The 25,548-nt window shown below is 68.0% G+C and carries 28 protein-coding genes and 2 pseudogenes; 11 read left to right on the top strand and 19 right to left on the bottom strand.

The window, feature by feature from the left end; translation table 11 throughout:
- Window positions 1–183 precede the first annotated feature (183 nt).
- Both ACZ68L_RS43290 and ACZ68L_RS43285 read left to right on the top strand, forming a co-directional pair.
- Window positions 184–1,319 (top strand): annotated as a pseudogene (locus ACZ68L_RS43290) (IS630 family transposase).
- Window positions 1,320–1,375: 56 nt separating this feature from the next.
- Entirely contained in the window at window positions 1,376–2,566 is a 1,191-nt protein-coding gene (locus ACZ68L_RS43285) for a PP2C family protein-serine/threonine phosphatase (RefSeq protein ID WP_469589506.1), read from the top strand.
- Window positions 2,567–2,700: 134 nt separating this feature from the next.
- On the opposite strand, the gene ACZ68L_RS43280 is transcribed toward ACZ68L_RS43285, so the two are convergent.
- The 3 genes and pseudogenes from ACZ68L_RS43280 to ACZ68L_RS43270 form a co-directional block, all read right to left on the bottom strand.
- Window positions 2,701–2,955: a DUF6332 family protein gene (locus tag ACZ68L_RS43280; RefSeq protein WP_469589503.1), complete on the bottom strand. Its 255-nt coding sequence runs from the start codon at window positions 2,953–2,955 to the stop codon at window positions 2,701–2,703.
- 67 nt (window positions 2,956–3,022) lie between these two features.
- A complete protein-coding gene (locus ACZ68L_RS43275; protein WP_469589513.1) occupies window positions 3,023–4,273 on the bottom strand; it encodes an IS256 family transposase in 1,251 nt (416 codons plus the stop codon).
- 170 nt (window positions 4,274–4,443) lie between these two features.
- A pseudogene (locus ACZ68L_RS43270) lies at window positions 4,444–4,527 on the bottom strand (transposase); the annotation flags it as partial.
- A gap of 115 nt (window positions 4,528–4,642) precedes the next feature.
- Between ACZ68L_RS43270 and ACZ68L_RS43265 the strand changes: the two are divergent.
- On the top strand, window positions 4,643–5,485 hold the full coding sequence (locus ACZ68L_RS43265) for an alpha/beta fold hydrolase (protein WP_469589500.1): 843 nt from the start codon (window positions 4,643–4,645) through the stop codon (window positions 5,483–5,485).
- A gap of 188 nt (window positions 5,486–5,673) precedes the next feature.
- Here ACZ68L_RS43265 and ACZ68L_RS43260 read toward each other — a convergent pair whose 3' ends face one another.
- Window positions 5,674–6,171 (bottom strand): integrase core domain-containing protein, encoded by a 498-nt coding sequence (locus ACZ68L_RS43260; protein ID WP_469589497.1) that lies wholly within the window; start codon window positions 6,169–6,171, stop codon window positions 5,674–5,676.
- A 490-nt stretch (window positions 6,172–6,661) separates the two neighbouring features.
- On the opposite strand from ACZ68L_RS43260, the gene ACZ68L_RS43255 reads away from it, so the two are divergent.
- From ACZ68L_RS43255 to ACZ68L_RS43245, 3 genes are all read left to right on the top strand, one after another.
- Window positions 6,662–7,135 carry a hypothetical protein gene (locus ACZ68L_RS43255; protein WP_469589495.1) on the top strand — a complete coding sequence of 158 codons (474 nt, stop codon included), beginning with the start codon at window positions 6,662–6,664 and terminating at the stop codon, window positions 7,133–7,135.
- Between the two features lie 70 nt (window positions 7,136–7,205).
- Window positions 7,206–8,039 (top strand): transposase family protein, encoded by an 834-nt coding sequence (locus ACZ68L_RS43250; protein WP_469589492.1) that lies wholly within the window; start codon window positions 7,206–7,208, stop codon window positions 8,037–8,039.
- A 276-nt stretch (window positions 8,040–8,315) separates the two neighbouring features.
- Window positions 8,316–9,098: a hypothetical protein gene (locus tag ACZ68L_RS43245; protein WP_469589490.1), complete on the top strand. Its 783-nt coding sequence runs from the start codon at window positions 8,316–8,318 to the stop codon at window positions 9,096–9,098.
- 160 nt (window positions 9,099–9,258) lie between these two features.
- Here ACZ68L_RS43245 and ACZ68L_RS43240 read toward each other — a convergent pair whose 3' ends face one another.
- The 6 genes from ACZ68L_RS43240 to ACZ68L_RS43215 form a co-directional block, all read right to left on the bottom strand.
- On the bottom strand, window positions 9,259–9,600 hold the full coding sequence (locus ACZ68L_RS43240; protein WP_469589488.1) for a hypothetical protein: 342 nt from the start codon (window positions 9,598–9,600) through the stop codon (window positions 9,259–9,261).
- Between the two features lie 138 nt (window positions 9,601–9,738).
- Entirely contained in the window at window positions 9,739–10,131 is a 393-nt protein-coding gene (locus ACZ68L_RS43235; protein WP_469589486.1) for a hypothetical protein, read from the bottom strand.
- Window positions 10,132–10,912: 781 nt separating this feature from the next.
- Complete coding sequence (locus ACZ68L_RS43230; RefSeq protein ID WP_469589484.1) at window positions 10,913–12,271, bottom strand: NAD(P)/FAD-dependent oxidoreductase; 1,359 nt, start codon at window positions 12,269–12,271, stop codon at window positions 10,913–10,915.
- Between the two features lie 93 nt (window positions 12,272–12,364).
- Window positions 12,365–12,670, bottom strand: a complete 306-nt coding sequence (locus ACZ68L_RS43225; protein ID WP_469589511.1) for a bifunctional DNA primase/polymerase — start codon at window positions 12,668–12,670, stop codon at window positions 12,365–12,367.
- Between the two features lie 329 nt (window positions 12,671–12,999).
- Window positions 13,000–13,284, bottom strand: coding sequence for a hypothetical protein (locus ACZ68L_RS43220; RefSeq protein WP_469589481.1), 285 nt, complete (start codon window positions 13,282–13,284; stop codon window positions 13,000–13,002).
- A gap of 69 nt (window positions 13,285–13,353) precedes the next feature.
- Window positions 13,354–14,049: a hypothetical protein gene (locus tag ACZ68L_RS43215; RefSeq protein ID WP_469589478.1), complete on the bottom strand. Its 696-nt coding sequence runs from the start codon at window positions 14,047–14,049 to the stop codon at window positions 13,354–13,356.
- Window positions 14,050–14,231: 182 nt separating this feature from the next.
- Between ACZ68L_RS43215 and ACZ68L_RS43210 the strand changes: the two genes are divergently transcribed.
- Both ACZ68L_RS43210 and ACZ68L_RS43205 read left to right on the top strand, forming a co-directional pair.
- Window positions 14,232–14,750 carry a hypothetical protein gene (locus ACZ68L_RS43210; RefSeq protein ID WP_469589476.1) on the top strand — a complete coding sequence of 173 codons (519 nt, stop codon included), beginning with the start codon at window positions 14,232–14,234 and terminating at the stop codon, window positions 14,748–14,750.
- Between the two features lie 264 nt (window positions 14,751–15,014).
- The gene (locus ACZ68L_RS43205) at window positions 15,015–15,989 is read left to right on the top strand and encodes a hypothetical protein (protein ID WP_469589473.1); all 975 of its coding nucleotides are present in this window, start codon (window positions 15,015–15,017) and stop codon (window positions 15,987–15,989) included.
- Window positions 15,990–16,116: 127 nt separating this feature from the next.
- On the opposite strand, the gene ACZ68L_RS43200 is transcribed toward ACZ68L_RS43205, so the two are convergent.
- The 7 genes from ACZ68L_RS43200 to ACZ68L_RS43170 form a co-directional block, all read right to left on the bottom strand.
- A complete protein-coding gene (locus ACZ68L_RS43200) occupies window positions 16,117–16,449 on the bottom strand; it encodes a hypothetical protein (protein ID WP_469589470.1) in 333 nt (110 codons plus the stop codon).
- Window positions 16,446–16,742, bottom strand: a complete 297-nt coding sequence (locus ACZ68L_RS43195; protein WP_469589508.1) for a DUF6247 family protein — start codon at window positions 16,740–16,742, stop codon at window positions 16,446–16,448. Before ACZ68L_RS43195 ends, ACZ68L_RS43200 begins: the two co-directional genes overlap by 4 nt.
- Window positions 16,743–16,797: 55 nt before the next feature.
- Window positions 16,798–16,938: a hypothetical protein gene (locus tag ACZ68L_RS43190; protein ID WP_469589516.1), complete on the bottom strand. Its 141-nt coding sequence runs from the start codon at window positions 16,936–16,938 to the stop codon at window positions 16,798–16,800.
- 534 nt (window positions 16,939–17,472) lie between these two features.
- Complete coding sequence (locus ACZ68L_RS43185; protein WP_469589467.1) at window positions 17,473–17,856, bottom strand: hypothetical protein; 384 nt, start codon at window positions 17,854–17,856, stop codon at window positions 17,473–17,475.
- A gap of 67 nt (window positions 17,857–17,923) precedes the next feature.
- Window positions 17,924–18,301, bottom strand: a complete 378-nt coding sequence (locus ACZ68L_RS43180) for a hypothetical protein (RefSeq protein ID WP_469589464.1) — start codon at window positions 18,299–18,301, stop codon at window positions 17,924–17,926.
- Complete coding sequence (locus ACZ68L_RS43175) at window positions 18,298–18,675, bottom strand: hypothetical protein (protein WP_469589462.1); 378 nt, start codon at window positions 18,673–18,675, stop codon at window positions 18,298–18,300. Before ACZ68L_RS43175 ends, ACZ68L_RS43180 begins: the two co-directional genes overlap by 4 nt.
- Window positions 18,676–19,111: 436 nt before the next feature.
- A complete protein-coding gene (locus tag ACZ68L_RS43170) occupies window positions 19,112–19,453 on the bottom strand; it encodes a hypothetical protein (protein ID WP_469589459.1) in 342 nt (113 codons plus the stop codon).
- A 179-nt stretch (window positions 19,454–19,632) separates the two neighbouring features.
- Here ACZ68L_RS43170 and ACZ68L_RS43165 point away from each other — a divergent pair.
- The 3 genes from ACZ68L_RS43165 to ACZ68L_RS43155 all read left to right on the top strand — a co-directional run bounded on the left by ACZ68L_RS43165 (window position 19,633) and on the right by ACZ68L_RS43155 (window position 22,149).
- Window positions 19,633–20,696 (top strand): IS630 family transposase gene (locus tag ACZ68L_RS43165; protein ID WP_469589456.1). Its coding sequence is split into 2 segments (ribosomal slippage): window positions 19,633–20,094 and window positions 20,097–20,696, totalling 1,062 coding nucleotides; the frame shifts between segments, so codons are not numbered across the junction.
- Window positions 20,697–21,052: 356 nt separating this feature from the next.
- Entirely contained in the window at window positions 21,053–21,319 is a 267-nt protein-coding gene (locus ACZ68L_RS43160) for a hypothetical protein (RefSeq protein ID WP_469589453.1), read from the top strand.
- Window positions 21,320–21,342: 23 nt separating this feature from the next.
- Window positions 21,343–22,149 carry a hypothetical protein gene (locus tag ACZ68L_RS43155; protein ID WP_469589451.1) on the top strand — a complete coding sequence of 269 codons (807 nt, stop codon included), beginning with the start codon at window positions 21,343–21,345 and terminating at the stop codon, window positions 22,147–22,149.
- Window positions 22,150–22,572: 423 nt separating this feature from the next.
- Here the strand turns inward: ACZ68L_RS43155 and tpg are convergent, their stop codons facing one another.
- Window positions 22,573–23,130, bottom strand: coding sequence for a telomere-protecting terminal protein Tpg (gene tpg, locus ACZ68L_RS43150; RefSeq protein WP_469589449.1), 558 nt, complete (start codon window positions 23,128–23,130; stop codon window positions 22,573–22,575).
- A 3-nt stretch (window positions 23,131–23,133) separates the two neighbouring features.
- Window positions 23,134–25,230, bottom strand: a complete 2,097-nt coding sequence (tap, locus tag ACZ68L_RS43145; protein WP_469589446.1) for a telomere-associated protein Tap — start codon at window positions 25,228–25,230, stop codon at window positions 23,134–23,136.
- Window positions 25,231–25,548 lie beyond the last annotated feature (318 nt).

Raw genomic sequence — 25,548 nt, 5'->3', positions numbered from 1 at the left:
GAACTGCAGCTACTGCTCGCAGCCTGGACCGGCGCCTGCCCCACCTGCCACCGCGACATACCAGCACTCGCACCAACCTGACCAAGCCCTACTAGTGCCGCATCAGACAACCTTTGCCCTGTTGTGATGTGACGTGCCGTCCGGGTGCTGTGGCGGACGGCACGTGGGCGTCATTCTGTCCGGGTGGCAGAACGAGTGCGTGTCCGAGAGATTGATGACGATGAGGGGCGGCGGCTTCTGCGGATCATCCGCAGGGGGACCGGGTCGGTGGTGACCTGGCGGCGGGCCCAGATGGTGCTGCTGTCCGCGCAGGGCATGCCGGTGGCGAAGATTGCCGAGGTGTCGTTCACCAGTGACGACCGGGTTCGGGACGTGATCCACAACTTCAACGCCGACGGTTTCGACTCTTTGTATCCGAAGTACTCCGGTGGCCGGCCGAAGACGTTCACGCTGCCCGAACGCCGCGAGATCAAGAAGATCGCGAAGTCCAAGCCGACTGAACACGACTTGCCGACCTGGAGCCTGTCCAAGCTGGCGGACTTCCTGGTCGCCGAGGGGGTGGTCGACGACATCAGCCACGAGGGCCTGCGCATCCTGCTCCGCGAGGAAGGCGTCTCCTTTCAACGCCTGAAGACCTCGAAGACCTCCCGGGACCCCGACTACGCGGCCAAGAAGGCGCGCGTCGAGCACCTCTACGCGATCGCAGACGGCGAAGTCATACCCGAGAACGACGAACCCGAAGTCATCTTCTGCATGGACGAGTTCGGGCCGCTCAACCTGATGCCCCATCCGGGCCGACAGTGGGCTGAACGCGGCGGCAAGCACAAGGACCCGGACCGTGAGCCACGCCGTCGTCGGCGAGCGACCTGCAACCGCTACGGCGGAGTGCGTCACCTGTTCGCCGCCTATGACCTGGCCAAGGACAAGCTCTACGGCCTATCAAGCCGATCAAGAGGCGAACGCAGTTCCTGGAGTTCTGCCGCTACCTGCGCACGCTCTACCCGGCCCACGTCCGCATCGCGACCGTCTGTGACAACTTCTCCCCGCACCTGAGCACGAAGAAGTGCCGGCGCGTCGGCGACTGGGCCGCCGCGAACAACGTCGAGATCACCTACACACCGACCAACAGCTCCTGGCTCAACCGCATCGAGGCCCAGTTCACGGCCCTGCGCTACTTCACCCTCGACGGCACCGACCACGCCGACCACGCCGACCACAAGGAACAGGGCAGCATGATCCGCCGCTACATCATCTGGCGAAACCGCCACGCCGACGACCGGCGCCTACGTGCCGTCGTCGACAGGGCAAACGTTGCCTGATCCGGCACCAGTCGGCGAGGTGCTCGCTTTCCCGGCGGATCGTGCACATTGGATACATGCACGTTGTGCAGCACATCGCCCGTGTACGGCAGCTCTGGCAGTCGCGCTACGCACTGGTAGCGATTCCCCTGGTGCTGATCGCGGCGATCACCGTAGCGGACATCAGCACGCCAGAAACCATCCACCTCGGCCCGCTGCTCGTCGTAGCGCCTGCCATCACCACCGCATTCGCCGGCTACCGGCTGACGGCACTGATCGGGGCACTGGCCGTGGGAGGCCAGAGCCTCATCGCCGTATTCCGCGGCTTCGACGAAAACCACGTCGCGCAGCTCATCGGGCTCACGATCTTGTCGATCTTCGCCGTGGTCGTGTGCTTCGTGCGCGACCGGCGCACGGAGGAGCTGGCCCAGGTGCGGTCAGTCGCCGAAGCCGCGCAGAGGGCCCTGCTGCGCCCGCTGCCCGACCGGCTCGGCCCCTTGCACATCGCCTCCTCATACCTGGCGGCAGAGAAAGAGGCACGCATCGGCGGTGACCTGTACGCGGTGGCGCGCACCGGCAGCCGAACCCGCGTGATCATCGGCGATGTCCGGGGCAAGGGCCTGGCCGCGATCGAGGAGGCGGTCACGCTACTCGGCGCATTCCGGGAAGCCGCCCACCAGCACGCCACCCTGCCCGCCCTCGCCCATGCCCTGGACCGCAGCGTCTCCCGCCACCTCACCCAGTTCCCGGAGACGGACGAGGAGTCCCAGGAACACTTCATCACCGCCTTGCTGCTGGAGATCTCCGACCACAGCCCCGTGGCGCGGCTGACCCTCTGCGGGCACCCGCCGCCCCTGCTGCTCAGACACGGCCGGGTGACCAGCCTCGACAGTGTCCACGCAGCGCCGCCGCTGGGCATGGTCGAGCTGGGGCCGGACATCCATCCCGTGCGCACCTTCTCCTTCCAGGCCGGCGACACCCTCCTCCTCTACACCGACGGCGTCGTGGAGGCCCGCGACAGCAACCAGGCCTTCTACCCCCTGGAGCGGCGGGCCGCCCTGTGGACCAGGGCCAGCCCCAAGACACTCGTGCAGCACGTCCAACAGGACCTCCTCGCCCACGCCGGCGGGGCACTCGGCGACGACGCCGCCCTCCTCGCCCTCCAGCGCACAACCGCGCCGCACACCGGATTCCACATCAGCGATCCGGCGGACGACGGCGGCCTCCATGGGCAAGGCCACGAAGGGTCTGAGCAGGTCAAACGCTAGTGCCGCATCAGGCTACGTTCGCCCTGTCCACGGCGGCGGAGCAATTGTCAAGACCTGTGGATCGCTGAGGAACTCGCTGCCGGAGCAACAACTGCACGCCATAGGCGGGAAATGCCGCGACTTCCTCGTGGAGCTCAGTGGCCTTGGCGGCGGTGTGCGTCGAACCGGAGCAGTACCGACACCAGACGCCATATCCCGGCAGCTGCGCCGACCAGGGCACCTCCCACGAGCATGGCCTTCCCCGTCGGCTCAGACACGCCGAGGAGCAGTGCTGGGACCAATGCCACCGCAAACACGGCCGCAGCCAGCAGGGTGCCCGTCACGAAGGCAAAGACGATCTCCACCGTCATTGCGCCCTTCTCCCAGCGTGACTCCCGGCCCATGTCCATGCCGCAAGTCTCACACGATGCGCATCGCAACCGAGCAGTTACCAGCTCCTTTGACGCGGCAAGGCGTTCACGCCACTGCCTCCGCGCGCTCGAGCAGGGCGCCGTTCTCGAACCGTGCCCCGGCCCGGACCAGGGGCACAAGGTGGGCGCCGGTGATCGCGCGCCAGCGTTCCTGGGCGGACTCGACGAGCTTGAACACCATGGCCAGGGCGGCGGCCGGGCTGCCTGCACCGCGGGTGACCTTGGTTCGGAGCTTGACCGTGGAGAACGTCGACTCGATGGGATTCGTCGTGCGCAAGTGGACCCAGTGCTCCGCCGGGAAGTCGTAGAACGCCAGCAGTTTGTCCGCATCGTCGGTGATCTTCGCGACGGCCTTGGGCCACTTGGCACCGTAGGTCTTGGCGAACGCCTCGATCGCCTTCTCGGCGTGCGCGCGATCCTCTGCGTTGTAGATCTCTTGCATGGCCTTCGTCGCGCCAGGCTGCGCGGACTTCGGCAGAGCGTTCGAGACATTCCGGGATTTATGGACCCAGCAGCGCTGATGCCGTGTTGCGGGGAACACCTCGGCGAGCGCCTTCCACAGCCCCATCGCGCCGTCGCCAACGACCAGCTCGGGGTCGCGCATCCCACGCCGGCGGCAGTCGCGCAACAGGTCGGCCCACGACTCGGTGGACTCGCGCAGGCCCTCCGCGATGGCGATCAGCTCCTTGGTGCCGTCCAACCGGACGCCGAGCAGGACCAGCACGCACGAGTGGGCTTGCCCGAGCCTCACCTTGGGGTGGACACCGTCGGCCCACACGTACACGTAGTCGGATCCGGACAGATCCCGGTCCTGGAAGGCAGCGTGGCCGTCGCTCCACTGCTTGGTCAGCCGGGTCACCGTGGCCGAGGAGAGCCCAGCGGCCGAGCCGAGGAACTGTTCCATCGCGGGCACGAAGTCGCCGGAGGACAGACCGTGCAGGTAGAGCAGGGGCAGGACCTCGCTGATCTTCGGGGACTTCCGGCACCAGGGGGCGAGGATCTTCGACGAGAACCGCTTCCGCTCGCCCGTCTCGCCATCGACCCGCTTGTCGTTCACCCGCGGCGCCTTCACCGCGATCGGCCCGGCGGCGGTGGTCACCGTCCGCTCGCGGTGGTGACCGTTACGGACCACCAGACGACGACCGGCCTCGTCCCGCTCGCCAGCCAACTCAGCTATGTACTGGTTGACTTCGGCTTCCAGGGCTGCGGCGAGCATCCGACGGGCGCCCTCACGGACGATGTCATCCATCAGGGAGCCGCTCTGGGTGGTGCCGTCCTCGTTGACTACGCTCAGCAGTCGGGCGTGCCTTCCCGACCCGCGCTGCAACGCGGGCCTACTCGATGACCAGAAGTCGATCACTTGGGAAGGTACGCCCTCCATGTTCCGCGAGGCACCCCTCCCGGGGCCGATCCACAGGTCTTGAGCATTGCTCGGCGGCGCGTAGGCGCCGGTCGTCGGCATGGGGCGCCGACCTGCTGGCACCTCTTCGTAGTCAGGTGCGGGGAAAAGTTGTCGCAGACGATAGCGATGCGGACGTTGTCCGGGTGGAGGACCCCGACGACTGCCGGGTCCTGCGCGAGGGGACCGACGACACGTCCGGCTACGGCAGCGTATTCTCGACATCGACCGCGACGCACCTGACCTACGACGTCTCCCGGTGATCCGATGACCACGGTCAACGCCAATGAGATCGTCTTGGGCATCGAGTCGTTCGGTGACGACGACGCGCCACTCGTCCTGCTCGCGGGCGGGACGACGATGCTCTCCTGGCCCGACGCGCTCTGCGAGCGCCTCGCTGCCGGCGGGCGCCGTGTGGTGCGCTACGACCTGCGCGACAGCGGGGAGTCGACGACGACGGATCCGCAGGCGCCCGCCTACACACTGCGCAGCCTCGCCGCCGACGCGGCAGCCCTTGCTGACACGCTCGGCGGTGGGCCCGCGCACCTCGCGGGGATCGGCGTCGGCGGGATGGTCGCCCAGGTGGCCGTGCTCGACCATCCGGGCTCGTTCTCGGCCCTCACCCTGGTCGGCACCCGCGCGGTTGCCCCTGACCCGCCCGACGATGACCTCCCCGACCATGACCAGGCAACGATGAGCCGGCTGTTCGCGCGTCCGATGCCCGATTGGACCGACCGTGAGGCGGTTGCGGAGTTCGCCGCCGCCGGCGCAGAGATCCTCGGCGACGACCCCGTCGCCGCGCGCACAATCGCTGCGCGCATCTGGGACCGCACGCCCGGCACCGCACCCCCGGTCCAGATGGCCAACCAGATGGGCATGGTGTTTGCCAGGCTCGACTGCAAACCCCGCTGGCGCGAGCGCCTGCCCGAGATCGAGGTCCCCACGCTCGTCGTCCACGGCCGCCGCAACCGGTTCTTCCCCGTCGGCAACGGCGAGGCAATCGCGCGCGAGATCCCCAGGGCACGGCTGCTCGTCCTCAAAGAGGCTGCCACTGCAATCCCCGATGCAGCGGTCGGCAAGGTCACCGAGGCAATGCTCACGCCCGGATAGAGGACGGCGGGTACCGCGCGGGTCTGGCTTCCACGCAGCAGTGGACGTCGGAGGCTCGATCCGGCCGCGCGCCCGCGATCGGCACGATTCCAACCCGAGGTTGTCCAGGACGCTTCTCTCGATCCATGTCCCGTACCCACGGCTTCTGCCGTCAGCGCTGCCCTTGCCGAATACCTCATCCATGCTGGTCAGGCGGCATGTTGGTACTCGTGGAGGATGCCGCCGAGTCGTGCTCGTCGCCGTATGTCCAGATGGTCGATCCGGTCCGGATCCTCGATCGGAGCGGGCAGCGGGTGGAGCAGGCGAGCGTTGGCTATTCCCTGGTGCGGCCGGTGCCCGTTGTAGAACGTCTCGAACTCTCGCAGGGCGTGCAGGAGGTGACGCTGGTCCCAAATCAGCGTGCGATCCAGTAGCTCTCGCCTGCAGGTCTGCACCCACCGCTCCATGACCGAGTTCATCCTCGGCATCCGGACGCCGCTGAGCACCACCTCCATACCCGCGTCCTTGAGCACGTCGTCGAACAGCCGCGGGAACTTCCCGTCCCCGTCCCTGATCAAGTAGCGTGCCCGGCAGCCGGAGTCCTCAAGGTCCATGACAAAATTCCTCGCGGCCTGCACCACCCAGGATGCGGTCGGGTGCGCGGTCGCGCCCAGGACCCGGATCCGTCGGTTCGCATGCTCGATCACGGCGAACACCTATATACGAGCCCCGGACAGGGGGACGATCTCGAAGAAGTCACACGCCAGGCGCGTCGGCCTGGGAGCCGCCGGGCAACCTGGATCGCAACCGGATACACGACCCATTGCACAACCCGTAGCGCCACCGAGCACCGGTGAGCGTGACGTGGAGGCGTCATAACTGCGGGTACCAGCCCGATTCGTGACGGCTGGACGTCACACTGCCCGCCGTGCCCGGCAGCGCCCGGAGCAGTAGATGTCCCATCTCATGAGAGCTTGCTGCCGTCTCATTCGACATTGTCCGGTCTGCGCGTCAGGGACAAGGTCACCTGCGCTACCGGATCCTTGCCGATCACTGGGCCTCCGCCAACTTGAAGCCGCAGGTCAAAGGACTGGTGTGACCGGTTCTCGGGGTGCTCACGCTGGTCGTGTGCGACTGTCTGAGGAGCAGATCGTCTGTCAGGGGGCGACTTGCCGGTTCCTGCTCGCTGGGGCCGGGGTGCCTTCTACGATCCGGTGTACGGATCCCGAACTGCTGGAACGGATCACCGCGCGGCGTGCGGAGCTGGATGAACTCGAAGAACGGCTGGCCAAGGAGTTGGCGAAGGTGCGGGCTGAGCGGGACGAACTCGCTGTGGCCGAACGGGTCCTTGAACGAGCGAGTGAACAGCTTGCCGACGAACGCGCCTCGGCCGCGCCAGCGCCTGGGCAAGTGGGTGGTCGCGCGGTGATGCTGATTCCGCACCGCGCGCCGGACGTGGAGGAGAACGCGCTCCCGCCGGACTACCAGCGCATTCTCGCCGTCGTGCGGCAGGCCGCCGGACCGGTCATGACCCGGCAGGCCGGCGAGACGCTGGGGGTGGACGTCAGCGTGCGGTCCAAGCTGGAACCGCTGCGAGGGAAGCTGGTCAGGCTGACAGACCGCGGCTGGCTGCGGAAAATGCCCGACGGCCGGTTCACCACCCGCCTATGACCAGGCACGCCACTACTTGGCGGTGCGGTGCGGGCGTAACCGGGATGCCGCCGACGGCCGTTGGGACTGTGTGACGAGAACCCATGAACACGCCGAGGACACCTGCCCGCTTGTCTACCAGTGTCGTCTGCCGCTGTCCACGAGCACCGTCAACCACCTCGCCGATCTGCTGCGACGCCACTTGAAGGCGATACGGTCCAGGTGGCGGGTCCTGCCGCCCGGAAGGATCGCAGTGATCGTCCTGGCCGTACTGCGTCACGACCAGCGCCTGGCCGATCTGGCCGGCGGCAACAACGTGTCCGAGTCCACCGTCCGCCGCTGGCGCGACGAACTGATCGGATTGCTCGCCACCCAGGCGCCGCGCCTGGACCGCGCCCTGAAGAAGATCGCCAAACGCGGCGGGGAGGTGGTCCTGATCGACGGCACCCTCATCCGCACCCAGCGCCGCACCGGGAGAACCGACCGGCGGAACTACTCCGGCAAGCACCGCAGTCATGGCCTGCACTTCCTCGCTCTGACCGACGAGAGAGGCCGCCTGATCTGGATATCCGCCGCCCGGCCCGGCTCCACCCACGACAACACCGCCGCCCGCCACGACCGCATCCTGGCCCACCTGCGCGCCGCCGGCCTCGGGGCACTGGCCGACCTCGACTTCCGCGGCCTGGACAATGACATTCGCGACCCCGTGATCGTCACCGGCTTCGCCGCCACCCGCACCCACAAGCTCACCCCGGGCCAGAAGGAAGCCAACCGTGTCCTCGCCGTCGGGCGTGCACCGGTCGAGCACGGTTTCGCCCACCTCAAGAACTGGCGGATCCTGACCAAGCTCCGTACCGATCCCGCCCGCACCACCCACCTCCTGCGTGCACTGCTCGTTCTGACGAACCTGGAAGTCAACCGCTGAGACAACACCGCATGGAGTTCCCGGCGACATCACCTTCGGAAGCCACCCTCTGGCCAAGAACCCCGAGCGCGGCTTTGACTTGCTCGAACACGGCAACGGCAGTGAAGGGACACGGACGTGCGCGCACGGGGCATCAACTACGACACAGGGTTCCTCCCAGGGGAAGAACTCTCCCGCAAGAGCTTCACCCCTGAGACGGTCCGGCACGACATGGCGGTGATCTCCGGAGATCTCCACTGTGACGCCGTTCGTATCTCGGGACGAGAGCCTGAACGGTTGAGCATCGCTGCAAGACACGCTGCAGACACCGGCCTTGAGGTCTGGTTCGCCCCCTTTCCCGTGGACCTTCCCCGCGACCAGTTGCTCCCGTTCTTCGCCGACTGTGCCGCTCGGGCCGAAGCCGTACGGGAGGCTGGCGCCGATGTGGTGTTCGTCGCCGGCTGCGAGATCAGCGCGTTCTGCGGCGGTTTCCTCCCGGGCGCCACCTACGGCGACCGTATGCGGGCCATGGCTGCCGCCGACATGGAGTGGTGGTCCTCCCTCGGACCGGTGCAAGAACGCCTCAACGACTTCCTCTCCCAGATCGCCGCGACCGTCCGTACGCACTTCGGCGGGCAGGTCACCTACGCCTCGGCTCCCTGGGAGTTCGTCGACTGGGGTGCGTTCGACCTCGTAGGCATCGATGCCTACCGGGCCGCCTACAACGCCGACAGCTTCCGTGACGAGCTGCGTGGGCACCTCGCCCACGGCAAGCCCGTCGCGGTGACCGAGTACGGAACCTGTGCATACCACGGCGCGGGAGAACGTGGCGGCATGGCCTGGCAGGTGCCGCACGGCGCGGTCCCGGACGAAGACGAGCAGGCGCGCTACCTCACCGAATTGCTGGACATCTTCGAGGAGGAAGGCGTGGACACCGCGCTCTGGTTCACCTTCGCCGGTTACAGCAGGCCCGGGGAGCAAGACCTTGGCTCCTACGGCGTCGTCCGGATGCTCGACGAGAGGCGCTGGGAACCGAAGAAGGTATTCCACATGATGGCAGCCAGATACCAACGCGGCTGATATATCAAGACCTCCAGCCCTTGGCAGCACCCGCTTTACAGCCCTCGATCATCCGTCACGCTGGGGTGCGGGGTGACGGATGATCTACTGCACAGACTGCCGCCCCTGACCAGCATGAGCACCCCGAACTACCGTCACACCAGCCCTTTGACCTGCGCGTTCAAGTTGGCGGAGGCTCACTCCTCACCGGATGGTGCGCCCCGGGAGTGGAGTCCACCCACCCGATGCGCACCACCGTGGTCTCCACTCCCACCCGGCAGCCGCCGGTTCGCGCACCCGGTGCACGGTGGAGTCCACCGTGGTCGCTCATCCCCGGCGTGGCCCCGCGCGGTGCGCCACGGGCTCGGCCGGCCACCGGGGTACTGCCGTGAGCGGGAGCGGTCCGGAGGAGCGGCGGCTTCGGCGACGGGTACAGCGCCGCGCGCAGCCGGGACGCGTCGGCGAGCTGCTGGAGATGCTCCAGGCGCTCCGGCGACAGGTGCAGCAGGGTCGGGGCAACCATCGGGGCCTCCACGCTTGAGGGATCGGTCCCCCGCACACTCGTCTCTCCCTGCCGACCCCGAGGCTTGGCGGCCGGTCGCGTCCCGACTGCTGGCGCGGCGACTTCGTCCTCCGTCTCGCCGGACGGTTTCTCGGCGCGTCACGGCTGGAGGCCCTGGCTTTGGCCGGGGCCGGGCTGCTGGTGCTGCTGCTCGTACTCCTGGCGGCGCCGGTCGACCGGTCCGGCCGGGTCGGCGGCCGGGGCCGGGGCCGAGATCTGCCCGTCCTCGATGGCGCGGCGGCGGGCGTTGGCCGCGCGGGTGAAGGCGGCGAGCCGTTCTAGGTTCTCCGGCGTGCGCATCCACGTCGCCGGGTCGGTCGTGCGGCCCTCGAGGTACTCCTTGGGCATCGCGGCCTGCTGGTGTGCGTGGACGGCGGCGGCGCGCTGCGCCGGGGCGAGCGCGGCGTCCCGGTCCGGGTGGTCGACGCTGTGCGGGGCGTCGTCCCGTGCGGCGGCGGGCGCGGTGCGGGCGGCGCGGATCGCGTTCTGCACGGCGAGGCTGGCGACTTGGGCCCGCTCGTAGCGGGTGGCGGCCCGAGGCGGCTTGCCGTCGGTGCCGGCGATCCACCAGCGGCCGGGCCAGGAAGTCGGCGGTGTAGGTGAGCTGGTCGGGGGCCGGGGGCCGGCGGCCGGGCTGGGTAACGGTGAGCTGACGGCTGTGGTCGGACAGGGCGCGGCCTGCGATGTAGTCGTCCAGGCCGCGCGTGAACCCTTGGCCGCGAAGGGTCTCCAGCAGCGGCCGAGAAGGTCAGGGTCCGCCCGCCGAGCCAGACCACTTCGGGCACGTCGGCAAGCAGACCGCCGCGAAGCGGGTCCGCGTGGCGGGTCCGCGTGGCGGGTCCGCGTGGCGGGTCCGCGTGGCGGGTCCGCGTGGCGGGTCCGCGTGGCGGGTCCGCGTGGCGCCGTCCCATCGGGACGCGCACCCGGACGGCGGCGGGCTCGAAGCGGGCCGTGGCCTCCAGGTCGGCGTAGCGGTTCAGGGGCAGCAGCGGGTCAGGGGTCTCGTGGTCGCGCCAGAGTGTCCAGGCGATCGTGGACAGGCCCAAGGCTGCGGCCAGGGTGGCGGTGCGCTCCAGGCCGGCGTCCCGCGCGAGCCCGGCCGTCTCTCGGCGACAAGGGCGGTGACCAGGTCCGCGAACCGCTCGGTGTGCCCGGGCAGTCCGGTGGCCGGTCGCGGGTCCGGCAGCAGCTCCGCGGTCCGCTCCGCCCAGGCGATCGGGAACATGCCCTGGGCGTCGACGAGGAAGAGCCCGCCGTCAGCGGCCGGCTTCGCTCAGACCCCCGGTTCCTCTGGTGCCGTCGGCGGCTCGGTGGGCGTCGGGGCGGGCGGGCGGAGGAGGACGGCCCGGGCCACGGGCGGGGTGAACAGGGTGGTGACGGGTGTGCGGAGGGTCAGTACGGAGCGGAAGGCGGGCCCGACTACGGGGTCGCCGGGGTAGCGCTCCAGAACGCGCTGCAGGTACCAGTCGGCGACGCGGTCAGCCGGTCCGACGGCTGCCGCAGTGCCCAGCGCGCCCGGCATGTTGCGGTCCGCTCCGGCGGAGATGTCCCACGCCTGCCGGGACGCGGCGAGGAGTGCCCGCTGCACGCGCCGCGTCGTGGGGATCCGGCGTGGATCGGCCAGTGCGTCGCGCAGGGCGAGGGCGCTCATCGCGGCGACGGCCATGCCTTGCCCGTAGATCGGGTTGAAGGTGCACAGGGCGTCGCCGGTGGCGAGGAATCCGGCGGGGCGGCGGCCGGGTAGGTCGTAGCGGCGGCGGATGTTCGCGGTCCGACGGTGGCCGAACGCTGGTGAGAGAGGTTCGGCCTCGTCCAGCCACTGGTGCAGGAGCGGATGCGGCAGCCTCTTCTTGGTGTACGTCACGAACTCGTCGTCGTCCGTGGGCGGCTCGTCACCGCGCAGTCCCGAGACGATGACCAGATGGGTGCCGTCCTCCAAGGGCAGTGCACCACCGCCGTGGACCTGGGCGGGGCTGGGGTAGACGTAGTAGCCGCAGGTGTCGCCGTCGAGGACGCCGTTCCTGCCGCGGTAGACGCGGGAGGCGTACGCGAGACCCGTGTCGATGGTCTCTTCGTGCGGGGCCTCGGCCCCGATCGCCGTGAGCCACTGCCGGGCCTTCGTACCCCTGCCGGAGGCGTCGACGACCAGGTCGGCCTCGAGGACCCGTTGCTCCCCTCGGGCGTTGCCGGAGCGGTCCTGCAGCAGCACGCCCCGCACGCGCGAGGCGTCACCGAGGAGCCCGACGGCATCGGCCCCCTCCACCGCGCTGATCATCGGATTGGCGAGGACGCGCCGTCGCACCAGCTCCTCCAGCTGCGCGCGGGAACCCGTGTAGATGTGCGTCGTCGCGGGCAGCCGCCGGAACCAGCGCCCGTCCTGCCTCTGCACCAGGTCCGACGGCAGGCCCACGCGCGGTGCACCCGCCGCCTGCAGCTGTGCCAGGAAGCCCGGCAGCAGCGACTCCAGGGCCACCTGCCCGCCCTCCAGCAGGACATGTGGATGCCGGCCCTGCGGTACACCGGACCGCGCCATCGTGCCGTCCGGGAACCGGTCGCGCTCGACGACGGTCACCCGGTCGGCGTGCCCGGCGAGGATGTGCGCCGCGAGCAGCCCCGCAAGGCTCCCGCCCACGACGACCGCATGCCGCGCGCCCCGCCCGCCGCCCACACCCCAACGCCCCGTCCTTCCCGCAGATTTCACTGATGCCCCCTGGTCGCCTCGTCGTCAGAAGACACCAGTATCCCGCTCCACAGGGCGTGTTGGCCGCGTTCCGGTGCTTCCTGCGCGTCCCGGAAACGCTCGCCTCGCAGCACTCCCACCCCGAGGCCCCGACCACTGGTTGATGCGCTCCGGATCGAGTGTGGCCGCATGGAAACCGTGGCACCAGCGACCCATGGAAGCGCAGGTGCGTCCAGCACGGGAGTGGCCCGGCTCCCGGCACCGCCCGCAGTTCGCGGCCGGGGCCTTCCGGCCCCGCGCCGGCGGGAGGACGGGCCAGCCTCGGGCTGCGCACTGTCTGGCCGTGCACAGCGACTGTCCAGCGACTGGGGATTCCAGGGACAGATGCTGAGAGTCGCTACGAGAAAACCGCAGCTCAGCAGACGTCTACTTCCCCCATCAGCGACTGAAGCGACTCAACGACAGACATACCTTGGCTAGGGTTCCCGGCAGCGAGGCAGGGCTCATGCTGGTTACCGATGGCCGTGTCGATGATGAGACCAACACCCTGCCTCAGATCAGTGACTGAAGAACCTGCTCAGCGACTGGCAAGGCTTTGGTCGCTCACCCCCATCGCGAGTAAAAGACCAGGTCAGAGCGACTCTCTCGGACAAGACAGCGACTGAAGCGACTCAAGCTCCCTATATATGACGCAGGCACGCGCACGGGAATGTCTTCATATACTCGAACCAGGGTCGCTTCAGTCGCTGGCGAGCACAGGTCATGCCTCTGCTGCTGTGACCGAGGGGGAGCCACACCCGGGCGGCGTGCGCGTCCCCGGCCCGGGCGGCGAGCACCGCCACGGAGCGCCGAACGTCGTCCATCGCCCCCCGCAGCCCGGCCGTCACCTCCCGGGCCTGCTCCGCGCTGAGCGGCGGCCACGCCGGTTCGGTGATGTCGTCCTGGTTCTGGTCGTGCTCGCCCATGAAGCCATAGCCCTCCGCACCGGCGGGCCGGACCAGGGCACACGAGGGCGTGGCTTCTGTCTTACAGCCTCACTGCCTGACGCCTGCTTCGGAGTTCTTGAGGCACCAGTTGATCTCTAGTGGTGTCTCTTCGCAGATGTCGATCAGGGGCTCCAGAATGCCCTCGTACATGGGATCCATCCTCAGAGGGCTGTGGTCCGTCAGTCGGCAGGACCATGCTTCCTGCTCGGTCATCGGCTGTGCGGGGTCCACGACCCGGATGTCGCGGTGCGTGTAGTGCAGCCTGGTGATGAGTGCCTGGCGTTCCTCGTCGGTCCTCTTCCGGTAGGAAGGGTCTTTCCGGGCGCTGAGAAGCCGTTCGACGGGAATGGACAGTGCCCTGCAGAGTTGTTCAAGGGTGGGTTCTTCGCAGAGTTCGTCCACCCTCGAAGCGGACAAAGCCGGGGCGCCGGTCACCAGCCGGTCAAAGAGCGTGATCCCGAGGACCGCGTGGGCGCTGGCGTAGCGCCAGGCCGTCAGGCCGAGCTCGCGTTCGTAGCGGTAGGCCCCTGAGCGGGCGTCGTTGACGGCTTCGACGTGGTGCTGGAACGGCTGCCCCTGGTCGTACTCCTCGGCAGTTTCCATCTGGGCGCTGAGCCGGTCCACGAGAGCGAGTGCGGACCGCCACTCCGCCTGACTGGCGTTGCATGCGTGGTACAGGGACCGCAGCGCCTGCACTTCCGTCGTCGTGAGCGGTGCCGAGTCGGAAAAGTCTGGGAACCGCACGGGCCCTCCCCTTCGCGTTGCGTGTTGTACGAGATCGGCACGCTACCCGTGGCTGGGAGACCGACGCAGGTCAATGCCGCAGTAGCCGCCATGAAAGCGCAGCGCTCATCCGGCCTCTGCGGCAGGGTCGCGGTTTCCTCAAGGGGATCCCCCGCAGCTCGTCGTCTCACTACGGTCGGCTCATGACCAATGACGGTGTAGTCGTGGATGAGGCGATCCGTGCAGCGTGGGACTCGTACCGGGTCCTGGAGAAACGCACTTGCGCCAAGGAGCGCCAGCGGGCGCAGCAGCGGGTCCAGGCTGCGATGGAGGCCTACGGGCGTGAGGAGGTGTCCCGGGGCACGGTCTTCCTGGTGGGTGTGCTGACCGGATTCCTGATGGCCGAGCAGGACGATGAGGAGGATCGTCTTGGTCCGCTCAGTGATCTGATCCCCGCTGTGATCCGCGGGCTCCCCGCCTTCGAGATGGCTGATCCGGCTCAGGTTCCGATGGTCACCGGTGTCCTCATGGCCGCGGCGATGGGTATGGACTCCGTGGCGTGGCGCGGCCAGTTCGGACAGATCCCGCCGAAGGAGGCCCTGGTGCACAGCTTCGTGCTGTGGCTGCTCGCCGACCTCTTCGACTCCCTGACCGAACGGCCCGGTGCCATCGACCGGCTGATGCGGGAGACCTTCGACTCCATGGCCGTCGAACGCAGTTGACGTGCGGGCGACGCCCGGCCCAGCACCGTGTACCGCCTGGTGGGGACAGGCCGTAGTCGAGCGCGGCCGCGGTGGCCTGGTCGGTGTCTCGCGTCCGGGTTCGAACAGGCGCTCCTTTCTTTCGGTAGCGTTTCAGCCCTTGCCCGAACCCTTTGAGTCAGGCCGTTCCATGCGGCTGATCAAGTCGCTCTTACCTGGCCAGACTACGCAGCGGATCCGATTGATCACTTAATCTGTGAGGGACTTGTGGCTCGTAACGACCTGATGACCGCTCTTTTGGATACCCGGCGGGCGCTGGAGGAGCAGGTCACCGCGTTGGGGGACCGTGTAGAGACCTCGCGCCGTGAGATCACCGAAATGGTGACCACCCAGGTGTCCGAGCTCCACTCCGACAACCGGGAGACACGCAACCGCGTCAACAGCGCCTCCACTTCGCTCTCGGAGATCAACAAGTCGCTTCCCGGGCTGCGTCAGGATGTCGCGGACCTGGCGCGTGTGGTCCATGAACTGCGCGCCGCGGTAGGCGACGTCTTCGCTCGGCTGCCCGAGCTTCCCGCCGCCGTCGAAAATCCAGTCCAAGGCCAGGCGCTGCCACCGGAGCAGCCGGAGCCTGGGCAGCCTGAACGGGACGGGGCGGCTGGCACCGACTTCCCGCAGGAGCCGGAAGCCGCCGCCCCAGCGAACGAGAACCCCGAAACCAGCAGCACGGCAGTTGAACCTCAACCCGGCCGCCCCGAGGGCGGGGCCGGCCCTGAGAGCGCTGGTCGCCGACAGGACGTCGCCGAGGCACACGCCAACGCACGCCCAGGCGCGGAGGAAGAATCCGGGAAGAACGGTCTCACCGCGTCGGAGCGTCGACTCGCCGCACACGACATTGTGCTCGGCACGGCCGCAACCGTCGGCACTGTGCACCTGGTCTGCCACCGCGACATGTGGGACTTCATTCAGGAACATGCTGCGGACCTCCCTCACTTCCGTGCCCCGGCCACACTCTCCGAAGAAGGACACGATCGGCTGCGGATCACCCTGTCCGGCCGGTCCGTCATTGGCGTGCTGATCGCTATGAGCAGCACGCGGACCGAAAGCTCGGAATACGGGAAGGACGACGGCACCTGGGCCCTGTCCGGCGCCGTGTACGAGCGGCTGGCGCACGACCTCACCACCACCAACCGCAGCGGCACCCAGCCCCTGACCGTGATCTTCGACGACGGCGTCGGCGACGACTCCGACTCCCAGTGACCTGACCGCGCCGACGCCGCCGGCATGCCCCGACCCGCTGGACGTGGGCTACGGCAAGTCGGCAAAGCCCCATGCACAGTCGACGGCCCGAAGTCCGAGAGCGGAGCGGAAGGCCGCAGTCGGTGCGTCAGCCCACGATGCGAAGTGCCTCGTCCCTCGGCAGCTGCAATGCCGAGGGACGAGGCGTTGTTGCGGATGGCCATCCGAGCCTGACGATGTCCAGGATGGACAGGTGCCGGGTGAGGTGGTTGATCATGTAGACGACGGACAGCTGCCCGATTGAGGCGGCGCGGACGTCCTCGCCTTCCGGGTCGCCGGTGTTCCGCTGCGGCCAGTCCCACGGGGAGCGCACCGCGATGTCCAGGACGTCACGGACCGTCTCTTTAGCGTGCTCGGGGAGCGCGGTGAGCTTCTTTGCGGCCTGAGCCGACAGGCGCACCGCCCACGGTTGATCGGTCACCGGCGGGCACCGAGGACGTCGTCCAGGTCCACGAAGCCGGACTCGTCGCGGCCGGAGTCCATGTAGGCGTCGACGGCCGGGGCCGCGGCGACGCGCAGCTGCCAGGTACGCACGACGTCGTGCAGGGGCGTGAGGCTGTAGGTGTGGCGGGAGTCCTGCAGGGCCTTGGCCCAGTCTCGCTCGAAGGTCGACACCCAGGTGTCGGCGCGGCGGTCGTTGCGCAGCTGGGCGAGCAACTGGGCGGCAGGGGTTGGCGGGGCGGGGGCTTCCTCGGGCTGTGCACGATCTGGCAGCCGATGTTGCGGAGGCCGGGGTCGTCGTCGGCCGGTACCGCTTCGGCGGTGTCGGTCAGCGCCATCCCAGCTCCCTCTCCCAGTCGAGGAAGTCGGCGCCTTCCTCCTCCTGACGCTGGTAGTCGTCGGCGGCCTGACGGTTCGCCGCACGTTCGGCGTCGTTCTTCGGATCCGAGAACGGGTTGTGCCGAGGCATGGTAGCTGTCACCGCCGATTGCGACGGCCTGCGATCTTCCATAAATGAGGCATCGCAGTTGTCGCGGCCCTGTTCTCGTATAGGTACGACGAACGGACATGTAGCGCAGGGTGATGCTCGGGGTTGGACCGGGCGCGAGGGCCAGCGCTACGGCGATTGGCGGTAGCAGCGGTTCCGCTTCGGGGGCGGCTTAGACCGGCCGGCAAATGGGGGGCGGCGTCGCGGGGCTGGGCACGCGCATCTGCCGCGTTGTCGTCAATCACCATGGCTCAATCCTCCGCCTTGCAACTGCACGCACCCAGCCCCGCTCCTTCTTCCACCCCCCATTTGCCGGTCGGTCTTATCTGGAGTCCACAGTGGACGGCCCGCGCAGAAGCCGCAATCCGCTACATGACGGTTGGCCGTTTCCAGGATGTCCGCCCCGGTTTCTGTCGAATCATCACGCCGTAGTACCTCTGAATCCGGCGCTCCGGGAAGCTGTCCTATTTCCGTCCCCGTGGTCTGGCCGTGCCCGTGAGGCAGACACAGGTGTAGTCAGCTCCAGTCGCCGTTGATCCACGCGAGCAGGCGGGCGCGCTTCTTGTAGGAGCAAGGAGCGTAGACAGTACCGGATGTGACGTACGTTTCGGACCTGCCCTGCAGGTCGTACCCGTAGTCGCTGGGGCCGTATTCGCCGTCGCGGTAGCCGTCCATGTCGTCGGCCCAGTCGAGGAGACCGAAGTCGAGGTTGAGGTTCTCGAGGTACCGGTTGGGGTCGGCCGGTTCTACCGATGTGGGACGACCGTCCGCCCCGGCGGTGAGCCTCTCTTCGAGGCAGCCGTCGGAGCGCACGGGCTGGCCCAGCCACCACCCGGCCAGGAACACGGCGTACAGAGTGGTGGCGGCGCCGAGGCGGCGCAGGGTTATCCAGGCAGGCATCCGGGGAGTGTCGCACGACACGAGGCCGGCGCCCGCGTCGGCGGACACACCAGGCCGCACCGCCTCTCTACCGCCAGTGGCCCTCGAACCACGCTCGAATGCGTGGGCGTTCGCTCGTGTCGTTGGTGCAGGCGACGGCGTAGGAGGTGACCGTCTGGGACAGCCTGGCGTCGGCGACCCCACGCGGGTTGTAGTCCGGGTCCGGCGTCGGGTCGAGCGGGAGAGGGGACATCGAGTCATACCGTGACGGGTAAGCCGTCGGCGTCGGAGTAGGTGTGGGGGATGGTTCGGTTTCGTACTCCTCGGCGATCCGGTCGAGGGTGGCCTGGTCGACGTGGCATTCGGGGGTGACGGGCTGACCCAGGTACCAGCCCGCAACGAACACGCCGTAGATCGCGGCGGCGGCGCCGAGGCGGCGCGGGGTGACCCAGCGGGGGGTGTTCACCGGCGGCCCCGTTCCAGAACACGGGCGGCGTCCCGTAGCGCCTGGACAGCGGCTTCGGCGTCCTTGGCCCGGCTGTCACGGATGAACTGGCAGGCGGTCGAGAGCGCCTCCTCCCGCATGGCGGCCTCATTGCCCATGGTCGCGGAATAGCCGGTGCACACGCCGGGCAACGGGTCCCCGGTCATGGACTGGTTCCCGGTGCCGTGGCGGGGGCCGACCGAGTGCTCGACGACGATGTTGTCCGGGTCCGCGCTGCCGCTCTGGTCGGCTGCGAGGGTGAACCCGGCGCCGAACGCGGCGGCGGTGAAGGCCGCCCCGATTCCGAGGAAGGCGCGGAGGCTAACCCGGCTTATGTCGGGCGGTGTTGTGCTCATGTCGAAGGACCCTACCCGCAGGTGTAGACCTATCTGCCGGCATGTGTGTCCCTCGACATGCGGCCGGCGCGGGTGTCGCGGGGAACAGGCCGCGCGGGGCTGAACGGCAGGGGGTTCGAGGAGTATCCGAGCACGGATCACCGCTACGGCGTTCAGTTCACTGAACGCTTCGGGCGCACTGGTCAGTGACGGCCTTGGCGGAACGGGTTGTACGCCTCGAAGGGGACCAGCCGGAATACGGCTGGAACAGGCAACCCAGGAGCCGCGTTTCCGCAGGTCGCCATGCACGCTTTTTCTTACCGCCGAGCTGAGGAGATCTTCGAGGAGAACACCCGGCTGCGACAGTTGTCACCTCTTCACCGAGGTGGAGCGGTGCGCTCCCTGGTGACAATGCGCCCGTCTTTGTGAACGTCGGACTGACCGCCGTAGCCGGAGGTCAGTCCGCATACACGAAGATCAGACACAGAGCCGCGAAGGGCACGACGGACCCGCCGAGCAGCGTCAGCACTGCCGGGACCGCCGCCGTCAGTCGCTTCTTGCCCTTGCGCCGGCCCGAGCGGAACACCACGCGGGCCGCGATGAGCGGCAGCGCCACGAGGGCGAGGAAGATCACCGGCGCCAAGAACCGGCTGACTGCGGTGGTGCCGGTGACCAGATACCAGGCAGTCGTACCGAAGAACACTGCCGGGCCGACCAGCAGGTAGAACGAGAGGCCCAACGCCACGGCGACGGTCACTCCTTCGGTCAGCCGCTCGGCCCACGCATGCTCCTGGCGCACTTCCGCTGTCCCTCTCTCCCCCACACCCATTCCCCCAGTTGCCGCAGTTCGGTGTCGCCACGCCAGCGCTTCGGTCAAACTGCTCAGTCCGTGGCCAGCAGAAAACGATACTGAACTTGATTGGGTGATGTCGGTCCGTTCGCCTGACAGGGGCTGAGCCGGGTCGGTAGCTGTGGGGTGTGAGATACGCGCAGGGTGGCGGTCTGACCGACGCCAAGAGGGCTGCAAGGGAGCGGATCCGGCTGGAAGCGGTCGGTCGTTTCGAGAGCGGCGCGAAGAACAGGGAGATCGCGGCCGCGCTGCGGGTGAGCGAGCGGCCGGTGGAGCGCTGGCGCCGTCAGTGGCGGGAGCGGGGTGAGGAGGGTGTCCGGTCGAAGGGATCGCCAGGGCGCCCGAGGCTTTCGGCAGACCAAATCGCAAAACTGGAGCGAGAGTTGGAGCGTGTCCCGCTTGCTCATGGCTGGGCTGACCAGCGGTGGACACTGGCCCGGGTGAAAACTCTGATCGGGCGGTTGTTTCACGTCAGCTACACGGTGGAGGGGACATGGCGGCTACTGAAGCGTCATGGCTGGTCCTGGCAGCAGCCGGCCCGCAGAGCGATCGAACGTGACGACGACGCAGTGGAGTTGTGGAAGAAGGAGGTGTGGCCGCAGGTAAAAGCACGGCGGCGGCCCGCGGGGCCTGGATCGTCTTCGAGGACGAGGCCAGCCAGTCGCTGAGGCCGCCACGCGCGAGGTCCTGGGGCCGCATCGGCCGGACTCCGGTCGTCCGCGTCCGGGGCCGCGGTTCCGGACGGGTTTCGATGGCGGAAATGGTCTGCTTCCGCCCCGGAGACCGGTCGAGGCTGATCTACAGCTTCCGCGTTCACCGGGGCCGAAAGGGCGAACCCAAAGGATTCACCTGGCAGGACTACCGCGACCTCATCGTGCGGGCGCACAACCAGCTCAAAGGCCCCATCGTCCTGGTCTGGGACAACCTGCGCACCCATCTCATGTCACAGATGAAAGACTTCATCGCAGCGAACGAGGACCGGCTGACCGTCTTTCACTTCCCGTCCTACGCACCCGACCTCAACCCCCAGGAAGGCATCTGGTCCCTGGTGAAACGGACGATCGGCAACCTCGCCGCCGCGAACCTCGACCAGCTCGCCGCCGCCGTGAAGCGCAGCCTCAAGAAGACCCAGTACCGACCACACCTCATCGACGGCTGCCTCACAGGCACCGGCCTGACCCTGACCAGCTGACACGATCAGGCCGACATCACCCATTCAAGTTCAGTAGCGCGCTTCGGCTCACGGGTATGAGTCGAAGCTCAGGAGTTGTCACCGGTGAAGCTGGATGAGCTGGCGAATAGGACTGGTTGAGGCAACCTGGTTGTCACAAACGAGGCATTCAACTTGTCACAAGTGCTCACTCGGCAGCCATTCTGTCACCAGCGAGGACACGGGCAATGCTTCCCTCAGCCAGCCAGCCAGCCGCGCCGCGGGTGTCGGCACGAACTTCCAGCCATCAGCGACAAGTTTGGATGGATTCCGGTGTCTCGCTGACATGATGCGGGAACAGGGGTAGTTGCCTGGTGTGCGTGTGATTCGGGGGTGTCATGGGAACGGGTGAACTCGCCGCAGCCGCTGTCGGGGTCCTGGCGGCTGTGATCACGGGTACAGCAACCGGAGTAGGCGAGCAGGCCGGGGCCGCTGTCGCGCAGGTCGTACGAGACCGGCTGGGGGCGTCAGATCGAGGCCGGGCCGCGCTGGCGGGCCTTGAGGAGACCGAGGCGTCCTCCGAGGCGCAGGCCGGGGCATCGGCGGTACTTGCCGAGGAGATCGAGACCGATCCCCGACTGCGACAGGCACTGACGTTCACCTGAGCGCACCGCATGCAACCGGCGGTGTGGTCATCACCCGAAGCCGGCTGCGCGGCGACAACCCGGTCCTGGTCGGCAGCGGGACGATCAACTTCACAAAGCCGACGTCAGCGGCTGGCATGGTGGCGCTCGTGTTGGCCGTGCTGGTGGTACTCGCCATGATCGTCCTTGCTGTGTACGGCGGGAGCCAGATCCTCAGTTCCGATGACTCTTTGGAAAGCGGCCATGGCTCTGCATCCGCGACAGCCGGCCTGACTGATGGTCCGGCGCCGGGCAGCGGCAGCGAAGGGAGGACCATTACACCTCGTGCGCTGACCGTGGCCGAGACGAAGGACGTGGTGCCTGGACTGGAGGAAATGCCATCAGGCTGGACGGTCTTCAGTGAGCGCAACGGGTTCCAGCCGAAAGAGGTCACGGGATGTAACCGGGGTACTGCGATCTACGAGAACCCGAAAATGAACTCGGGTAACCTCCATGTGCTCTACGTCGTGACCGCGTGCCGAGATGCCCGAAAGGTGATCGATGGGTACGCAGAGGCGTTGAAGTGGGCCAGCGATCCGAAGGGGGCCCAAACCAGCGATCCAGAAGAGGCGCGTATCACAATGCCGAGGTGTGGTGATCAGAGCTTCGCAACCACATACAGCATCCCCAATGGCCCAAGCAACGAATGCGGCGAGCGCGTCGAGATCCGAGCCCGGGTGGGTGCGGTCTTCATCGACATGACATACGGTCCAATCGGCGACGACATCTACAGTCTCGACTCCGTGGAGCGGGCCCAGGGACTCATGCGACTCGTTTGCGACCGGGCTATTGCTTCACAAAGCACTCCCTGACCGCCTCCAGTCCCCCGGAACGTCGCGGCCGTCATAGTGCCCCGTAGAGCGCTGGGCCAAGAAGTTGTTCGGGGTGTTGCCGGGCCGGCGCAGTGCTCGCTCCCGACAAGTTGCATCTGTACGCACTTCCACACTCATAGCGCCCTCCGGGCAGAAAGCTCAGCCGGGCAGGGCCACGATCACGCGCTGCTCGATGCTGACGCATCCAACCTGGGATCCGATGACCCGCTGCTGCTCCATCACAAAGCGGCGGCCGACGGTCCGGGAAAGGCAGCAGAGCAGGGCGTAGCAGATGGTCGCTGCGTCGACATGAGGAAGCAAAGATCAGCGACGGGGAGCTCCGTGACAACAAACCTGCCTATGTGACACCTATCGTGCTTCGGCTCAGGGTAATTGATGCTCGCCATAAAAGGGCCTCCGAATTCAGTAGTCGAGATCCAGGTAATCAATGTCGTTGATCTCCACGTCCGACAGTCCCATAGCGCGGCCACCACCATCCTGGAAATAGACGTCCTTGAACCCTTCGGCGATGATTCCGCGCATCTGCTGGTCGCTGGCCCCCGTGTCGCGGGCGTCGAACAGGCGCTGCGCGTACGTCGCCGGGAGATGCACGGTGAGCCGTCGGAACCTTCCGTCGTCGGTCGTGCCGATCGGCGCGGTGTAGCCGAACCGTGCCCGGGTCTCCACGGTGATGCCGCCGGTGGCGGCGGCCTGCTTACGGCGACGCTTGCGGACCTGCGGCTGCCAACGGGAGCGCACCGCGGAGTCGATGCGGGCGGCGATGTCCTTGGGCGGGTGCTTCCGCTCGCCCTTGCGGTAGCGCTCCACCGATCGTTGGGTGACCCCGAGTTCTTCGGCGACGGCCCTGGTCGTCTTGAGCTGCTTGAGCAGGTAGTTGATGCGGGCCTGGAGGGTCTTGGGCGGCTCCCGGGTGAACACTTCCTGGTCGGCGCGCTCAATCGCGTCCTCGATCTCCCCCACCGGTTACTCTCCTTCGTCCAGGACGGCGTCGCCGCCCTTGATGTGACGGGCCGGATTCAGGCCCTTCTCCATCAGGTCGACGGCCCACAGCATCGACTGGACACCCTCCAGCTTCGCCAGGCCGGGCGTGGGCCCGAGGCGGAACCCTCCGGGCTGCGGCTTGCCGCTGGCGGCGTACGGCAGGAAGTCCAGCGGGCTGTCGCCGGGGCTGGGGTAGACGACGCAGTCGGACAGTACGGCGAGCGGGTACAGGCCCGTCATCCGGGACATGTTCAGCAGCTTGCGGTGCATGTTGACCCGGGCCTTGCTGATGACGGCGGCGCGGATGTCGGGGCGCCAGGTCGGCCGCTGAAGGGCCGGCCACCGCTCGCCCTCCTTGTAGGACTTGCCCTGCGGGCGCTCCCTGAGCTTGCCGACTCCGCCCTTCACCGTCGCCTTGATCGCGGACAGCACGGCGGCCAGGGCCGGGTCGGCCTGCGTGTACTGCTCCATCGCGGCGAGGAAGGCCCGGTCGTCCAGGTCCCGGGTGACGCCGAGGTCGGCGAGGGTGTCGACGTAGGCGGTCTTGAGGCGGTCGTGCCACGGGTCCAGGTACGCGCCGGTCTCGCGGCGCAGGTACGCCTCGATCGGGTGCACGTCGTGCCCGAGCTCCTGGGCGTAGGCGAGGGTGTGTGTCTGGTACCAGGCCGGGCCGGTCGGGCGGGTGCCGTCCGGCGTGAACGGGCTGGGCAGGCGCGGGTCCAGCTCGATGTGGCTGAGGTCGACCAGCCAGGAGCCGGGGATCTTCGGGTTGAACTTCGGGGTGTGGAAGTGGTCGGGGGCGGACAGGCCGACGACCAGGCGGGCCGCGGCGGCGAGGAACGCGGTGTTGAGGTCCAGGCCGACCGCGAAGGGCAGCGTGCACTCCTCATCGGACAGCGTCTCCACCGACCGCACCCACTGGTACGCCTCTTCGTTGAGGAAGCCGCCGGTCCAGCCGGAGTTCACGACGACGGGGTGTTCCGGGGTGGCCTCCGGCGGCGCCGGGTCCATCGGCTCCGTCCCCAGCGAGCCGGAGTTGTAGCCGGACACCCAGTTCCCGGTCTCCGGGTCCCGCACGGCCTTCGTCGGCGGGCGCAGCGCCGTCATCAGCTCCAGCCCGGAAACGGCCGTGGAGCCGCGCGGGGTGATGACCCGCTGGGCATAGACCCCGAGGACGCGGGCGACATCGGCCGGCTCCATCTCACAGACACCCGGCCAGGACCGTTCATCGAGGGCGTCCCACGACAGGATCGCCAGCTGCACGCACTGCCGCTCGCGCCCCTGCGCCTTGCGGTAGATCCGCGCCCACGGGCCGAACCCGCGCTGCGTGAGTTGCCACTTCGCCTTCGCCACCTGCTTGACGACCGGGTGGCCCTCGGGCAGGCGCAGGGAGCGGCGCTGCTCGTGGCCCTCCAGGCGCTCCGGCAGCCCCAGCTTCACCGCGGCCGCGGCAGTGAGCACGATCAGCGGGTCGGAATCCTTGCCGTACCGGTTGAGCTTGGCGGCGCCGAGGCCGGACTCGCGCAGCGTCCACTCCACCAGCTCGGGGATCGTGGTCGCCGGGCAGTCCAGCACGATCCCGTCGACGCCGTACGCGGAGCCGTCACCGTCCAGCACGGCGAGCGGGCCGTGAGGGAACCGCGAGTCAGCGGCGGGCTTTGCCGTCTTCTTCGCCGGGCGGCGCGACGTCGCGGCCGGACGGGCGGGGCGCTGGGGAGCAACCGGGGCGGCCGGGGCCTGCGCCGGTGCGGCGGTCTCCGGCTCGGTGGGCGCGGCCGGGCCGCTGAACGTCTGCGGCGCCTTTGGCTGCGGCGCGGCGGGGGCGCCGTGCGCGGGGTACTTCGCCGCCCAGCCCTTCAGCAGCCGCTGATAGGCCGACAGGCGCGGTTCCTTGGGCTCGGAGCGGCCGTTCTCGTAGTTCTTGACCGTCTGTGTCGATGTCTTGAGTGCGGTCGCGAGGCGGGCCTGGGTGATGCCGGCGGCCTCACGCAGTCGGGCGCGCTCGGCCGGGGGCGGGAGCTGCGGCTCCTGCGCCAGCAGCGCGTCGATGTTCGCGAACAGCTCTTCCTCGGATGCCATATCTGTCTACCTCCACCCCGAACACTAGCAAACTTTATCCCTGAGTTTAACTCAGACATTTAACCCGTTCGAAGGTCAGTCAATGTGGCGTCAGAGGAGCATGACAGGACTGAATTGTCCTGTCTTGTCCTGTCTCTGCGATGTGTAGGCAGTCCCGCTCTTCTGTAGGCATGTACGGCTCGGTCCCGGTCATGTGTAGGCAAGATCTGGAGAGTTCGGTCTTGAGTAAGAAGCTGTTCTCTTTCCGAATGTGAGCAATGAGTTTCCGCTGTTCAGGCAGGGTTTCGCCGTGGTCATGGGAGGGTTCGGGCGTTCAGT

This window comes from Streptomyces sp. NPDC104309, assembly GCF_055584025.1.
This window is presented reverse-complemented; position numbering and strand designations above follow the sequence as displayed.

Excerpts from the sequence above, each read along its gene's own strand:
- ACZ68L_RS43285 (WP_469589506.1), top strand. The coding sequence starts at position 1,376 with ATGCACGTTGTGCAGCACATCGCCCGTGTACGGCAGCTCTGGCAGTCG.
- ACZ68L_RS43280 (WP_469589503.1), bottom strand. The coding sequence starts at position 2,955 with ATGGACATGGGCCGGGAGTCACGCTGGGAGAAGGGCGCAATGACGGTG.
- ACZ68L_RS43265 (WP_469589500.1), top strand. The coding sequence starts at position 4,643 with ATGACCACGGTCAACGCCAATGAGATCGTCTTGGGCATCGAGTCGTTC.
- ACZ68L_RS43240 (WP_469589488.1), bottom strand. The coding sequence starts at position 9,600 with ATGGTTGCCCCGACCCTGCTGCACCTGTCGCCGGAGCGCCTGGAGCAT.
- ACZ68L_RS43220 (WP_469589481.1), bottom strand. The coding sequence starts at position 13,284 with ATGGGCGAGCACGACCAGAACCAGGACGACATCACCGAACCGGCGTGG.
- ACZ68L_RS43210 (WP_469589476.1), top strand. The coding sequence starts at position 14,232 with ATGACCAATGACGGTGTAGTCGTGGATGAGGCGATCCGTGCAGCGTGG.
- ACZ68L_RS43205 (WP_469589473.1), top strand. The coding sequence starts at position 15,015 with ATGACCGCTCTTTTGGATACCCGGCGGGCGCTGGAGGAGCAGGTCACC.
- ACZ68L_RS43190 (WP_469589516.1), bottom strand. The coding sequence starts at position 16,938 with ATGCCTCGGCACAACCCGTTCTCGGATCCGAAGAACGACGCCGAACGT.
- ACZ68L_RS43185 (WP_469589467.1), bottom strand. The coding sequence starts at position 17,856 with ATGCCTGCCTGGATAACCCTGCGCCGCCTCGGCGCCGCCACCACTCTG.
- ACZ68L_RS43175 (WP_469589462.1), bottom strand. The coding sequence starts at position 18,675 with ATGAGCACAACACCGCCCGACATAAGCCGGGTTAGCCTCCGCGCCTTC.
- ACZ68L_RS43160 (WP_469589453.1), top strand. The coding sequence starts at position 21,053 with ATGGGAACGGGTGAACTCGCCGCAGCCGCTGTCGGGGTCCTGGCGGCT.
- tap (WP_469589446.1), bottom strand. The coding sequence starts at position 25,230 with ATGGCATCCGAGGAAGAGCTGTTCGCGAACATCGACGCGCTGCTGGCG.